This window comes from Dyadobacter soli (assembly GCF_900101885.1).
Classification (GTDB): domain Bacteria; phylum Bacteroidota; class Bacteroidia; order Cytophagales; family Spirosomataceae; genus Dyadobacter; species Dyadobacter soli.
The window spans coordinates 324146-337668 of sequence record NZ_FNAN01000002.1; the positions used below are offsets into that span (position 1 = coordinate 324146).

12 protein-coding genes are annotated in these 13523 nt (G+C 50.5%); 3 read left to right on the plus strand and 9 right to left on the minus strand.

Annotated elements, in window-relative coordinates; translation table 11 throughout:
* Positions 1-323 precede the first annotated feature (323 nt).
* Positions 324-470 (plus strand): hypothetical protein, encoded by a 147-nt coding sequence (locus BLQ88_RS37505; protein WP_374754750.1) that lies wholly within the window; start codon positions 324-326, stop codon positions 468-470.
* On the opposite strand, the gene BLQ88_RS03645 is transcribed toward BLQ88_RS37505, so the two are convergent.
* The 8 genes from BLQ88_RS03645 to BLQ88_RS03680 form a co-directional block, all read right to left on the minus strand.
* Positions 438-1385 carry a HipA domain-containing protein gene (locus BLQ88_RS03645; protein WP_090146817.1) on the minus strand — a complete coding sequence of 316 codons (948 nt, stop codon included), beginning with the start codon at positions 1383-1385 and terminating at the stop codon, positions 438-440. The genes BLQ88_RS37505 and BLQ88_RS03645 overlap by 33 nt on opposite strands.
* Positions 1378-1710, minus strand: coding sequence for a HipA N-terminal domain-containing protein (locus BLQ88_RS03650; RefSeq protein ID WP_090146819.1), 333 nt, complete (start codon positions 1708-1710; stop codon positions 1378-1380). The genes BLQ88_RS03645 and BLQ88_RS03650 overlap by 8 nt, the downstream gene beginning before the upstream one ends.
* On the minus strand, positions 1707-1922 hold the full coding sequence (locus BLQ88_RS03655; protein WP_090146821.1) for a type II toxin-antitoxin system Y4mF family antitoxin: 216 nt from the start codon (positions 1920-1922) through the stop codon (positions 1707-1709). The genes BLQ88_RS03650 and BLQ88_RS03655 overlap by 4 nt, the downstream gene beginning before the upstream one ends.
* A 199-nt stretch (positions 1923-2121) precedes the next feature.
* On the minus strand, positions 2122-2808 hold the full coding sequence (locus BLQ88_RS03660) for a hypothetical protein (protein WP_090146823.1): 687 nt from the start codon (positions 2806-2808) through the stop codon (positions 2122-2124).
* Between the two features lie 228 nt (positions 2809-3036).
* A complete protein-coding gene (locus tag BLQ88_RS03665; protein ID WP_090146825.1) occupies positions 3037-4647 on the minus strand; it encodes a RagB/SusD family nutrient uptake outer membrane protein in 1611 nt (536 codons plus the stop codon).
* 35 nt (positions 4648-4682) lie between these two features.
* Entirely contained in the window at positions 4683-8120 is a 3438-nt protein-coding gene (locus BLQ88_RS03670; protein WP_090146827.1) for a TonB-dependent receptor, read from the minus strand.
* 176 nt (positions 8121-8296) lie between these two features.
* Complete coding sequence (locus BLQ88_RS03675; RefSeq protein ID WP_090146829.1) at positions 8297-9382, minus strand: FecR family protein; 1086 nt, start codon at positions 9380-9382, stop codon at positions 8297-8299.
* Between the two features lie 74 nt (positions 9383-9456).
* Positions 9457-10038 carry an RNA polymerase sigma factor gene (locus tag BLQ88_RS03680; RefSeq protein WP_090147117.1) on the minus strand — a complete coding sequence of 194 codons (582 nt, stop codon included), beginning with the start codon at positions 10036-10038 and terminating at the stop codon, positions 9457-9459.
* Positions 10039-10236: 198 nt separating this feature from the next.
* Between BLQ88_RS03680 and BLQ88_RS03685 the strand changes: the two genes are divergently transcribed.
* Positions 10237-12120: a T9SS type A sorting domain-containing protein gene (locus BLQ88_RS03685; RefSeq protein WP_090146831.1), complete on the plus strand. Its 1884-nt coding sequence runs from the start codon at positions 10237-10239 to the stop codon at positions 12118-12120.
* Positions 12121-12251: 131 nt separating this feature from the next.
* Here BLQ88_RS03685 and BLQ88_RS03690 read toward each other — a convergent pair whose 3' ends face one another.
* The gene (locus tag BLQ88_RS03690; RefSeq protein WP_090146833.1) at positions 12252-12830 is read right to left on the minus strand and encodes a hypothetical protein; all 579 of its coding nucleotides are present in this window, start codon (positions 12828-12830) and stop codon (positions 12252-12254) included.
* Positions 12831-13220: 390 nt separating this feature from the next.
* Between BLQ88_RS03690 and BLQ88_RS03695 the strand changes: the two genes are divergently transcribed.
* Positions 13221-13517, plus strand: coding sequence for a hypothetical protein (locus tag BLQ88_RS03695; RefSeq protein ID WP_143016789.1), 297 nt, complete (start codon positions 13221-13223; stop codon positions 13515-13517).
* Positions 13518-13523: the final 6 nt, after the last annotated feature.

Below are 13523 nucleotides of genomic sequence, written 5' to 3' on the forward strand. Positions count from 1 at the left end.
TAAGCTCATCGACGCGCCCGCCGACGAAGTCTACGATTGGTCGGCAGATATCATGTCCAAAACCTGGAAACCGACAGCGGCATTTAAGAAATTAAGAGATAAACCCGAAATGCTCGCTTGTGACGCCCTTCTGGACCAGGATATCTTCGCCGGCAGCGGTAATATCATCAAAAACGAAGTCCTCTTCCGCATCCGGACGCACCCGCTCAGCACGCTCGGCGAAATACCCGACGCCAAGTTGAAAGAAATGGTAAAGGAAACCCGCAACTACGCATTCGATTTCCTGGAATGGAAGAAGAAATCCACCTTGAAGAAGCACTGGCTTGCACACACGAAGAAGATTTGCCCGCGCTGCAATATCCCGTTTCATAAGGAATACCTCGGGCGGACGAAGCGGCGGAGCTATTTTTGCGAGAATTGCCAGCGGAAGTATTGAATCAGGCCAGCCGTTGGTAACGCTCGTTCAATAAATTGCGATACGCGGTTTTCAGGTCGTCGGACAAAAAAGAATTATCGATCCACTCCATCGCGACCGGCTTTTTTTTGAGGAACCGCTGAAAAACACCTTTGATCTGCTTCGTGTTCAGCCCCATTCCTTCGGCAAAACGCTGTAAATGAACCTTTTCGAGTTTCCGCTTTTTGCCTTCCAGCGTTAAGGCGAGCTCCTCGGTATCGTCAGGGTTCACAATCGTGACATTCAGCAAGTCGTACGCGGGTGCAAGTGACCAGCCTGAATCACTTTTGATCATGGAGAAATTTTTGAGGTGCATATCATTATTTCCCGTCAGAAAACTGAATATGGTCAGTTCAAACAGCGTCAATTGATCCAATAAGGTATTAACCGAATGCTGGCGAAGCGCTTTACCCACACGCTCTATCGAGCTTTTGTATTTATCGAATGCTTCGAGAATCTGAAACATATCCAGCATGTGAATTTTCCTATCTTCGTTTACCCTATCGATCCTTTTGGTAATGTACGAAAGCTCTCCCGATTCCAGTCGGATCAGGCTCGATTGGACGGTTTGTAAACCGAATGCCTCGGCGATACGCATAGTAACGTGCTCGTTTTGGGGCATTTCAGGATATTTCTCAACCGGTGGTTTGAAAATATAGCCCCCTCCCATGGCACCCACAATGGTGAGCCGGCCACGGCTGCGATTCGCCATTACTTCACTGACGAGCGATAGCGACAACTTGGGCTGCACGCCTGGCACCGCAACGCTGCGTTCAACGATGTTTTTGGCAAGATCAGCCATTTCCGTGAAGGAGTAGCCCAGCGCCGGTGGCGTTTTTAATCCGAAAAAAGTGGTACTGCAATGTACATGAAAGTCGCCTGGAACGGAATCATCCAGCGATTTATAACAGTACAGGCATTTCCTATTCATGCTCTTGTTGATCAGGTATCACGCTCACCGCGCCAATGCAATTTTCGCAACATGCCAGCAGAAGACCCATTCGGTCGTTCCGGTTGATCTTCCAGCTTTTGGAAGCGATGTCGAGCAGCCAGCCTTCGGGTATCAGGCCTTCGAAAAACGGAAAGAGCCGTTTTTCGGTGTAAACCTTATCTGTGACAGGCATTGAGAAGGTCAGGTACAGATCCGGAAACAGGCGTACATATTCCGGATGGTAAACGAAGGTGTAGAGCCCGTCATCCGTCTCCGTCAATGTCCCGGCTAATGCCCGATCGTAATAAATGGACGCGCTTCTCATTGATTTTCCTCCAAAGGTTTCATCATCACTGGTCCCAGCTCACGCCCAAACATCCGGAGTACCTGATTCACCTTGTCCAGATTCAGGTTTTCCTTTCCTTGTTCGATCTTTCGCACAACAGTGAGTGCCACTCCGGCTTTTTCAGCGAACTGTTCCTGTGTGAGGTTAACGCTCTTTCTGCGTGATTTTACAAACTGGGCCAATGTTTCCATTATATGCAATTGAATATAATTATAATAAATTTAGCTATTTTATATTCAATTGCATATAAAAACTTAACATTTGAATACTATTATATTCATTTGCATATAAAAAACAATCAAATGTAGGTTTTATATGCATTTAAATATAAAATCGGGCAGCCATGTAAAATGACTGCCCGACTCATCTATCCCTTATGTCAATCAAATATCAATACTTCGAATAATGGTCAATCCTGATCTTCTTCACCTTACCGGCTTCAAAGTGCACCTGGATCTGATCCATCTTATCCTGGCCGGTCGAATACCCGAAGTACCATTGCGGCGACTGTCCCATGGCCGGATCATAGGCGGTGGAAAGGGTTTTGGTCATCAAGAAAATGCGTTCGAATTTGGATGAATAGCTTTTGTTGCCACGGATGTTGGTAAGCTTGCCATGAAGAGCCGCCACATCGTCACCCATGCGTACGGATGACGAAGCCTTTTCCTTCTCGGGCCATTGGCTGAGCTTTTTGCCGCTATTGAGGTAAATCGCGCTCACTTTTCCTTCCTTGGCCGTGATCTGAACGCCCGTATCGGTTCCCCGGCTCTGATCGAGCAAAATGTATTCGTACAGTGGAATCCTTTCGCGCAATGGGCTGAGATCTGAGAAAATGTTGCTGACGATATTCATCGCCGAAACGCCCTTAGTGGCTTGCAACGCCTGGATCTTGGGATAAACTGCCACGGCTTCGTCGCCAATAGCAATATCGAGGTAACTGCCGCTTTCGATGCTGTCGCTCTCGATACGGTAAGGCACAGGTTCCGGTCCGGGGTTGATCGGCGCATCGTTTTCAGGTTTGCACGATGTGAACAGGGCTGTTGCCAAAAACAGGATGGTGATAAATCTGGTCTGCATAGGTTTAGTGGTTTATAAAAGGAGGATGCACCTGCTGGCCTATCGGTTGTAACTGGTGGATAAAAAAGGGAGGAAAGGAGGACGGAGAAAAGGAGGAAGGGTTTTCCTCCATCCTCCATCCTCCCATCCTCCCATTCCTCCCATTCCTCCCATTCCTCCCTTCCTCCCCTTCTTCCCTTTCCTCCCCTTCTTCCCTTTCCTCCCCTTCTTCCCTTTCCTCCCTTCAAATCACCACCCCGGATTTTGATCGAGTTCCGGGTTCAATGCGATTTCGTTGATCGGTAATGGCCAGAGGTAGTCCTTCGCCGGGTCGAATTTGCGGAAGCTGGCGGCTTGCACGAGGATCACATTGTCCGGCGTGAGGTTTACGGTAGCGGCCGCGAATTCGCTTTTGAAATAAAAATTACCCAAAACCGGCTTCACCAGCTCCGTTTCAGCTGTTTTCCAACGGATGATGTCCCAATACCGGAAACCTTCCTGCGCAAGCTCGACGCGGCGCTCGCGACGGATTTCTTCACGCATATCGAGCCCATTGGCTTTGGCAAATGCATTCGTCAGTTTCGCGATCTGCCCGCGTTCGCGCAGGAGATTGATCGACATATCCAGCTCTGCATCGGTAATGGCGTTGTTCAACTCGTAGGATGCTTCGGCGAAAGTCAGCAGCACTTCGGCGTAGCGGAGCAACGGGCGGTCGATAGTCGAGTTCTGCGTATTCCAGTCGTCGATGTTCGCGAATTTGCGGAACATGTAGCCAGTTTTGTTGAATACCAGGTTAGCAATGTCGAAGATCGGCTTCGTCGTCATCATCGCATCTCCGCGCTTCATGAATGTGGCGCTCATACGTGCGTCGCGGTTGCGGAACACCTTGTGCGAAGAGTCGGGAATCGACCAAAGCGGCGATTTGCTGATCGGCAGGCCGTCTTTCATCAGGTACGAATCAGCAAGCGATTTCGTAGGGTTCACATTGCCCGTTTCGAGCGAACCACGGTAATAGTTATGCGTCAGCACACGCTCGGTATTCGACACGCCATATTGCTTTACAATGATATTCTCCTTGTTCTGACGGCCCTCCCCCGCCATTTGAAAAAGGTCGAAGTAATTCCCGAACAGCGCATGCTCCTTGCTATCGATAACCGCCTTGCTGGCCGCCACAGCGAGCGTCAAATGCTTCGTAGCGTCGCCTTTGGAATGGAATTTTGCAAATGTCCCTTCCACCAACGCCACACGCGCTTTGAATGCCTGCGCCGCGGTTTTAGAAATGCGGCCATAGTCGGCATTGCCTAATATCGTGATGGTAGGCAAATTGGTGATGGCGAAATCGAGGTCGGAATAAATCTGGTCCACTATCACATTACGTGCCGCGGCAGGCTGGCGCAGCTCGGGGCTGCTTTCATCGAGCGTTTTCAGGATCAGCGGAACGCTTCCGTACTTCTGCACCAAACTGAAATAGGCCCATGCACGGAAGAAGCGGGCTTCGGCGAGGTAACGGTCCAGCACAGCCGGGGTAACCGCCGCCCTAGGCGCCTTTTCAACGATGTTGTTAGCGGCGCGGATCAGCGTGTACGGCGAGTTGTAATCGGTGGCAGTAGCCGGCGCAAGGCGCGAGCCGTCGCTAATCGTACTCGCAGCCAGACCGAATGCGTCGTCCGACCATACCTCGTCGTTACTGAACCCGGGCAGGAACGTATATAGATAATTGTTAGCAGTTTTGATGTCCGATTCCGAAGTCCAGAAACTGTCGTCGCTGATATTCGTTTCGGGCAACCGGTTCACGTCACAGGATGCCAGCCCGGCCAGCAGCGACAGGCCGACAAAAGCCCTTTTAATATATATTTTCATTGGTATTTGATTAAAAGCCATGATCAGTCAGATTTTTAGAATGATACATTCACACCCACGGAAGCCGTCGCGAAGAATGGGTAGTCGTTTTCGACGCCGTCGCGTGTTTCGGGATCGAAGTAACCCTGGAATTTACCCAGGCCGGAGATCGTCAGGATGTCTTGTCCCGAAAAGAACAGCCTCGCCCGTGACACTTTGATCCGCTCGGTAATGCGCGACGGGATCGTGTAGCCCAGCTGGATGTTTTTCAGGCGAACATAACTCGCATCGAGCGTCCATTTGTCCGAAGCCAGGTAGTTGTGCGTACCGCCGGTGTAAGGTCTTGGGAACAATGCGTCGGTGTGTTCCGGTGTCCAGTAATCACTGTGAATGCCCATTGCCTGTTTCCAGGTCACGAGCAGCGGCGCAATGGATTCGGGATTGGCGCGATAGCTGCGCTTGCCCACGCCCTGGAAGAATGCGCTGAAATCGAAACCTTTCCAGCTGGCACCCAATGTAACCCCGAAAAGGTAGCGCGGAGCAGTGGTACCCAGCAAAACCAGGTCGCCGTGGTCGGCCACAGTACCTTTTCCGACGGAGAGACGTTTATCGTCATTCAAATCCACATATTTCACGTCTCCTGCGCCAGCACGGTTATCCTGGAACGCCCATCCTTTCACCTCGTCGGCCGTGGCGAAATAACCGGCGGTCTGGTAGCCCCAAATGCTATTGAGCGCATAACCTTCGATCAGGCGGTTGGTACCGGCGCCTACGACCGTCGTACCCGAGAAATTGAGCAGTTTGTTATTGTTATCCGAGAAATTAACCGCGACCGAATAGTTGAAATCCTTCCCGATCTTGTCCCGGAAACGCAATTCCGTCTCCCAGCCCCACGATTTCAGCTCACCATTGTTCTTCCTCGGCGTACCTACGCCAATAGTGGCCGGTAACTGCTGCGGCGTAAGCATATTGCGGTTGTATTTGACATAATAATCCCCGCTGAACTGCAAACGGTTTTGCAGCAAACCAATATCGATACCGAAGTTGGTCGTTTCGATAGTCTCCCACGAAAGCGCCGCCGAGGGAATGGAGCCCTGGTTAATATAGGACGTGCGGGAATCGCCGAGCACGAGGTTGTTATTACGGCTCAACTGGCTGAGGTAATCATAATACCCGATCGTCGAGCCCAATGCGCCCCCAAGGCGTCCCCACGATGCCCGTAGTTTAAATTCCGAAAAGAATGGCATCGCTGTGGCAAACCAGTTTTCCTGATGTACATTCCACCCCGCCGACGCCGCCGGGAATACTTTCTTTCTCAAACCTGGCGCCAGTTTCGAGCTCTCGTCGAGGCGTATCGTGGCTTCCAGCAGGTATTTGTTTTTGTAATTGTAATTAAATCTTCCAAAAACAGACTGGAATGCATAGGTGGCGATTATCTGGCGGTTGCTTTTGGTCTTATCGTCGCCCAGGTTAAGCGTCGGCAGGTCGTTGCTTACGAGGTTGGTAGCGCCTGTAAAAAGGGTATCGGTACGGAAATCCTCCCATTGATAACCGGCGAACAGTCCGAAGTTGTGGTCTTTTCCTACCGAAAAATCATAGTTTACCAATGCTTGTAAGTTGGTGTTCTTGGTAACATCGTCGGTAATGTTGTAACCATTCACCTGGTTTACATAACCCGCCACCTTGGATTTGCTCCACAAAGGCACGGTGCGGCTGAATGCCTCACGGTCGCCGCGACGGTACTGGGTTCCCGCGATAGCGCGGATTTGCAGGCCTTTGATAAAGTTGGCGGCTGTCAATGTGAATACCCCATCGAAGTAATTCCGGCGGTTTTCATTATATCCACCCGATTCGAGCACCGCCCAGGTGTTGTTGGCGCTGTTGTAACGGCCTTCGGGAGTGAAGAAAGGGTTTCTGGTGCGAAAACGGTAAACCTGGTAAATCAATCCGCCTCCATTCACCTCCACCGATGCCGATCTTGCTTTATCATTTGTGTACGACAAACGGCTGTCGAGCGAAAGATGCTTCGTAAGCTGCGCCCCGAGGTTCATCCGCACATTATAGCGGTCATAGCTGTCCGGCCCTACTTTGAACACACCCTGCTTGTTATAATAACCGCCGGAAATGAGGAAGTTGAGTTTTTCTGTTCCTCCGCGCGCGGTAATGTTATGCGTGCTCATGGACGAGTACTTGCGCAGGATCTGGTCGGCGATAGGGTCCTGGTTATAATACAAGTAAGACGAGGTGTCCGCGGGGTTCACCACGTACGGAACGCGGTCGCGGATGCGCTGGATTTCTTCGTCCGTGTATTCCGGCGCGCTACCCGAGTTGGCGCGTGCGAGGTTCGAAAACAATGCTTCGTCCAGCAGCGACATGCGCCCCGGCACGTTCAGCGACCAGTCGATGCCCTGCTGGCCGAGGTAGTCGAATGTCACTTTACCGGATTTACCCTTTTTAGTAGTGATCAAAATCACGCCACCTGCTGCCTGTGCGCCGTAAATCGCTGCCGCGGCGGCGTCTTTCAGGACACTGATATTTTCAACGTCATTGGGGTTCATGGTTTGCATTGTGCTGATGGGCACACTTACACCGTCGAGCAATACGAGCGGGTTTACATTACCATTGGCCGACGTCGCCCCGCGGATCTGGATATTGATATTTTCACGACCGGGCTGGCCTGTCTGGCGCGTCACCACAAGCCCCGGCGTTACGCCCTGCATTCCGGTGGCGAGGTTACTCGAAGGCCGGTTCTCGATCGCTTTTGAATCGATGGTCGACACGGCTCCGGTCAGGTTTGCCTTTTTCTGGGTTCCATAACCTACCACTACCAACTCTTCCAATGCGCGGTCGTCCGTCAGCAGCTGTACATCGATGGTACTCTTACCGCCCACCGCCACTTCCTGCGAAATATACCCTACAAAACTGAATATCAACACAGAAGCATTGTCAGCCACCGAAAGCTTGTATTTACCATCAGCGTCCGTGGTAGTACCGGTTTGGGTACCTTTCACGAGAATGCTCACGCCGGGCAGGCCGGTGCCCGTATTGTCGGTGACAGTCCCGGAGACATCGATCTCGGCATCGGCTACCGTAGTCGCAGAAGCAGTAGCTTCTTCGACCTGTGCCTCGGAGGTATTCAGCTGCCTTTTGAGGACGATTTTATCGCCGGAAACTTCGTATTTCAGTCCCAGCGGTTGTAAAATACCGTCCAGCACGGCGGAAAGGGGTTTGTTTTCAGCCTCGAAACTGATTTTACGTTGCGACCTGATAATTTCCCGGCTATATAGAAAACTGATATTCGCCGATTTTTCGAGCTTCGAAATGACCGATTCGATCCGCTCGTTTTCGACCGAGATCGTAATCCGCTGATTGAGCATTTCCTGCGCGGCACCGTTTTTGGCCCAGCTGAACTGCATGAACAGCAGCATGAGCAGCGTCTGGATCCCCAGCAAACTGCGCACGGATTGTTTGGAACCTGTTGAGTTCAATTTCATTGGTTTCAGAATTTCATGATTGGTTAAAGTTTAGAAAAGCAGTGCATTGTCGGCAGCAGTGTCCGGCGGGCACTTTCAAGGTGAGGCATATACTATTGTTTGCAGATCTGTTTTTGCATAAATCAGGAGTTAGGTGAGAATTTTATGAGGGTTGAGGCCCGCTTAGGGAGGCCCGCTTAGGGGTGGCAGCCAGCTCCGGAAATCGTCACCTGATCTCCATCGACGGCAAAGGAAGCTTCGGTAGCAAGGCAAATTAGCCGGACCTTTTCAAGGAATGGCTCGTCTCCCAGGGACGCGGTCACCGTGCAATGGCTCATCTTTTCCTCATCGAAAAGAATCTTCACCGCATAATGCCTTTCCAGCGTTTTGAATGCTTCCGACACCGGCGTAAACTGGAAATCAAATGGCTCCACTTCAATCGGGATGGTGTTTTCTGCTTGGGCAGGGCCGGTTACCGAGCTAATGAACCGGTCATTTTTACGAATCAGGCTCACGCGTTGGTTGGGATAAAGCATAAGGGGCTGCCCGGGGTCACCGCCGTCAGTCACGACGGCTACTTTACCCGTTTTCACAGCGACCTCGGCCCCAGCCTGGTCGGGGAACGAGGTCACGCGGAAGCTCGTGCCCAACACGCGCGTCGTGAGCTTGTCCGTATGCACGAGGAATGGTTTTGCAGGATTTTTTACCACTTCAAAAAAGCCCTCGCCGTCGAGGAATACGTCGCGTTCGGCCGCATTCATTTCTTTTCCGAAACGAATGCGGCTGCCTTTGCTGAGCAATACCGAGGAACCGTCGGGCAAATTCACCAGCATGTTTCCCTGCGACGTGTTTTCACGGATTTTCCATTGGCCATTCTCCTGCTTGCTAATGTGGGTTACGCCTATGCCAGCGATTCCAGTCTCACGCCCCGCCTTGCTCCACCAGAAACCCAGCCCGATTACCAGCACCGCGGCCGCCGACCAACGGAGCCAGCGCCATAGCGGCAATGACTCGCTTTGACAGCTTTCTGCATTAGCGGCGGCAGCATTCAGCATATCACGGAGCCGCCCGGCATTCTCCAACGTACCGTCGTGACCGTTACCTAGCATAACGAGCATCATTGCCACCGCTTTTTCGTATGCGGGGCGTTTCTCGGGATATTGGTTAAGAAAATCCTCCCAGATAGCCTTCTCTTCGGATAACTTATGCTGTACCCAATGGCGAAAGCGGTCGTTTTGAAGGAAATCTTCCGGGGTGTGTAAATCGTAATCAGGCCTGTCCATGCTTCATTTATCAAATGATTTCTATGATATTATGAATGGCAGGAACCGATATACCCTCGGGCGAAGAAAAAAATTTAAAAAAAGAATAGGTTTAGTACCATAGTCACAAACCACTTAGCGCGGATGCGGGTAATACCCTTTTGAAGAAAATTGGAAACCGACTGCCGGTTTACCCCCATCACGCCGGAAATGTCCGCCACGCTCATATTCTCGTAGTATCGCAGGAACAATGCCTCGCGTTCACGCTTGGGCAACGCTTCCATTTGCGCGTGCATTTGCGCAACAAGGCCGTTCAACGTCTCCTGCTCGATTAGCAGCGACTCTGCATTGAAGTTTTCGGGCAAGGATGTATCCCAGTCCAGCGACTCCTCGTTCGCAAACCGCTGCTGGTAGCGCATATGCCCCAGAATGCTGTGCCGGATGGCTTTGAAGAGATAAAATTTAACCGACGGCGTCTGGCTGATCCGCTCCCGGTTCTGCCAAAGGTCAAGGAAAACGTCCTGGATGCAGTCTTCGACAACGCTTTCACCGACGAGAAACTTCATGCCGTACCGCCGCAGCGCGCCATAGTAGCGCTCGGCGATCACGCCCAAAGCCTCATTGTCGCCGTTGCGGAAGGCTAGCCAAAGCGCGCCGTCGTCCGTCGTCGTGTCCAAGTTTCCCAAAAGTTTAAATACGCAGTCTTTATCAACTGGCATAGACGCGCAATCCGGCGGCGATCCTGACAACGTTCCCGGGAATTTTGTCAGAATGGTTGCTACAAACTAATTATTGCGTCCGAGCCGGGAATTTGTCATAACTTACGGTTTATTTAAAAGTAGTTACTTACTCATCCCTCAATTTAAAGTATCAGTATGCATTCATTTTTTACCCCACTAAGAAAGCCATTCTTATTTCTTTTCGCATTAATCTTTTCAACTTCGCTATCCTTCGGCCAGGCATGGCACCCCGGAAAAAAAATCGTTGCAAGCGACAGAACTACACTCGGTGCATTCGGTAATGCGGTTTCGGTTTCCGGAAACTACGCCGTGATCGGCGCATTCGATGATGATGGTTCCGGCGACGGTAAAACGGTGCTCGCTTCTGCCGGTGCCGCTTACCTGTTCTACAACGATAACGGGACTTGGGTACAGGTCAAGAAAATATACCCTCCCACCAGAGCAAGAGGTGACTTTTTTGGCAGATCTGTTTGCATCAAGGACGACTATATGATCATCGGATCTGAATGTCAGACTGACGTCAATGACCAAAATCCGATTCAAGGTGCAGGCGCTGCCTATTTATATGCAAAAGACCAGGGAGGACCTGGCAACTGGGGCTTCGTAAAGAAAATTACTTCTCCCAATCGGCAATATCGCGAATACTTCGGAAGTGACGCGGCCATCGAAGGTGACCATATAGTTGCAGGTGCCTATTATGAAGCCAGAACCTATGTACTTGAAAAGAATGCGGGTGGGGTTAACAATTGGGGCGTTGTTGCTACGCTGTTTCCGCAAGCAGGGAATAGTTTCAATTCTTTCGGCGGCCGTGTGGCTATCAGCGGCGAATATGTAGTTGTGAGCGCCTATTCCGATGATAATTCCGGAACTGGCCCGGCACTCCAGCATTCCGGTTCTGCCTACATTTTCAAACAAGGTCAGGGAGGAACAAATAATTGGGGGTTGGTAAAAAAAATTACCGCACCTGTCATAATGGAAAGTGCAACCTTCGGCTCTGCTATTTCCATTGACGGCGACCATCTCGTGGTGGGGGCCCCGAATGAGATGATAAAGACCGAATCTACGACAGAATACGTCGTAGGCGCTGCATATCTTTTCTCAAAAAACAATGGGGGTGCTGATCAATGGGGACTGCAAAAGAAGTTGACGGCAGACCTGCGGCTCAGGGCCTCCTTTGGCGCTTCGGTTGCAATAAAAGGGTCCTCAATCGCAGTGGGCGGTTATGCCGAGAACCTCGACTATAAAAATGAGAATCCCGTCGAGACCGCAGGGGCGGCATGGGTTTTTTCCGAAAACCGCGGCGGCATTGGAAATTGGGGACAAACCTCGAAGATTACCGCACCTGACCGGCACGAAGGTGAGGTTTTCGGCAATGCAATTGCATTGAATGAGACGCAGATTATCGTCGGGTCCCAATCGGAGCGCGATGGTGCGCCGTATTCTCTTACTTCTCCCGGGGCCGCATACAGCTTCTCGCTGGAAGCAGCCTTACCTGTGACCCTGGCTCGCTTCGGAGCGCGGAAACTGGAAAATCAAGCTGAACTCAGCTGGACGACGACGGAAGAAACGAATTCAAGTCACTTCGAAATACAACGAAGCGCGGATGGGCGCAATTGGGTTACCCTGCAAAACATCCCGGCAGCTAACGAAAGCCATGTTGTTAAACCTTACAATGCTTCGGATAAGGCGCCGCTCGCCGGCCTGAACCTGTATCGCCTCAAAATGGTGGATAACGACGGCACGTTCGCATTCAGTAAGATTGAAGCCTTGACTTTTGACGGCGTACAAAACGCATTGTTTTACCCAAACCCGGCGACAGACAGATTACAGCTTAGCAACGCGCTATTGAAGAATACCGCCTCCCTGAAACTGCTGGACCAAACGGGCAAATCAGTTTTTGAAACATCCCGTCCAACCGCTATCATTCAAACCGGCCATATTTCCGCAGGTTTGTACATTTTACAGATCACACGAAAGGACGGTACTGTGACAAGCAGTCTGGTTGCGATTGATAACTAGACAGTTAGTCGTAGCTTAGAGCATAAAATAGAAGAGTTTCAGTTGCTGGCCGGGATAAGATAAATCCTTGGCCAGCGACAGCTCCTGAAAACGTCCCGGGAATTTTGTCAAAATTTAGTCAGGAATGATAGTCAATGCACCGCGGCCGGATGCAGATTGTTAACCAGATATAGCACATTATCGCTGCCAGGATGGTAGAATGCGTTCACTTGGTTTCCGGCGTTGAGTGTGTTATACCAATTTTCCGGGATTTCAACCGGCAATACTTTCCCGCTTACGGGATGACTGACATATACGTAATGCGCCTTCGGTGTTTTGGTTGCGCCCCGTCCCCTCGGCAGCTTTACCACCTCTTTGGACTGAACCGTAGCATACCCGCGTGAATTCATGGAAGCTTTCGGGAAAATCCAGTTCTTCCGCACGAAAAATAGCAGCGTCGGCGCGACGTTCATCAGAAACACCAACCCGAAAACACCGATAATACGCTGTTGCGAATAAGGTTCTTCAAAAATCCATGTCGCAAACACCCCGCCATAATTCTCCATCAGCGCGCCGGTTTCCTCCTTTCTAAAAACCAGCCCCAGCCATGCCGACACAAATACCGCGGCGAAAGTAAAGAAAATGATCCTGTCCCACCATTTCTTAGCCAATAGCAGGCGGTGAGAAAGGCGGTCGGCGTAATGTTCGTTAAGGGCGTAGTGTTGGAGCATTGGCTGATGATGTCTTTCCAGATCCTTAAAGTCAACAATTTAGTGATTATTACATAGAAGTAAATTCCGGTTTCCCGATTGATTATTAAAATCGACTTCTTGATCATTTCCTTGTGACGGTAAGCGGAATTCTGTTCAGCTTCAAGGGCTAATCCATGTTTTAGGGAACAACAAACCCTTGCTATGCTGGCTAGCAATTTGTAAATTTGATATAGGCGAAAATGAACCTCTTCGAACTCAAAATGATGAGAGCAGCGTTACGTCAGGCATTAAGTGACCGGTCCGAAATGCTTTCACAAGAAGAAATTGACAAGATATTGGACACGATTCTATTGCTGACAAAGTTGATCGATGAACTGGAAAGAGGCGTCTGATACAAACACTATTAATATGGAAACAGAGGAAGAATTTCGAGCAAGGCTTCAAGATTTAATGCAGCGGGCCGACATTGCGATCAAGGAAACCAGCGAGTACCTTTTGCAACAAGGCATAACTATTGATATGACTGAATGGGTGACGGTTAACGAATATTGCCGCAGGTTTGGGATCGAAAATACCGAAACTGTTATGCAATGGATCGAACAAGGCATCGTGCCCGAGGAAGATACAACGGTCATCAAGGAGTACAACCATGTTCAAATGCTCAGAGCGAGGCTGTATTTGAAAAGTGTCACTCATGATGCATAACCTCCT

What these genes read in the sequence shown, in the direction of transcription:
- BLQ88_RS03645 (WP_090146817.1), bottom strand. Translation starts at nt 1,385, where the DNA reads ATGAATAGGAAATGCCTGTACTGTTATAAATCGCTGGATGATTCCGTT.
- BLQ88_RS03650 (WP_090146819.1), bottom strand. Translation starts at nt 1,710, where the DNA reads ATGAGAAGCGCGTCCATTTATTACGATCGGGCATTAGCCGGGACATTG.
- BLQ88_RS03655 (WP_090146821.1), bottom strand. Translation starts at nt 1,922, where the DNA reads ATGGAAACATTGGCCCAGTTTGTAAAATCACGCAGAAAGAGCGTTAAC.
- BLQ88_RS03660 (WP_090146823.1), bottom strand. Translation starts at nt 2,808, where the DNA reads ATGCAGACCAGATTTATCACCATCCTGTTTTTGGCAACAGCCCTGTTC.
- BLQ88_RS03665 (WP_090146825.1), bottom strand. Translation starts at nt 4,647, where the DNA reads ATGAAAATATATATTAAAAGGGCTTTTGTCGGCCTGTCGCTGCTGGCC.
- BLQ88_RS03670 (WP_090146827.1), bottom strand. Translation starts at nt 8,120, where the DNA reads ATGAAATTGAACTCAACAGGTTCCAAACAATCCGTGCGCAGTTTGCTG.
- BLQ88_RS03675 (WP_090146829.1), bottom strand. Translation starts at nt 9,382, where the DNA reads ATGGACAGGCCTGATTACGATTTACACACCCCGGAAGATTTCCTTCAA.
- BLQ88_RS03685 (WP_090146831.1), top strand. Translation starts at nt 10,237, where the DNA reads ATGCATTCATTTTTTACCCCACTAAGAAAGCCATTCTTATTTCTTTTC.
- BLQ88_RS03690 (WP_090146833.1), bottom strand. Translation starts at nt 12,830, where the DNA reads ATGCTCCAACACTACGCCCTTAACGAACATTACGCCGACCGCCTTTCT.
- BLQ88_RS03695 (WP_143016789.1), top strand. Translation starts at nt 13,221, where the DNA reads ATGGAAACAGAGGAAGAATTTCGAGCAAGGCTTCAAGATTTAATGCAG.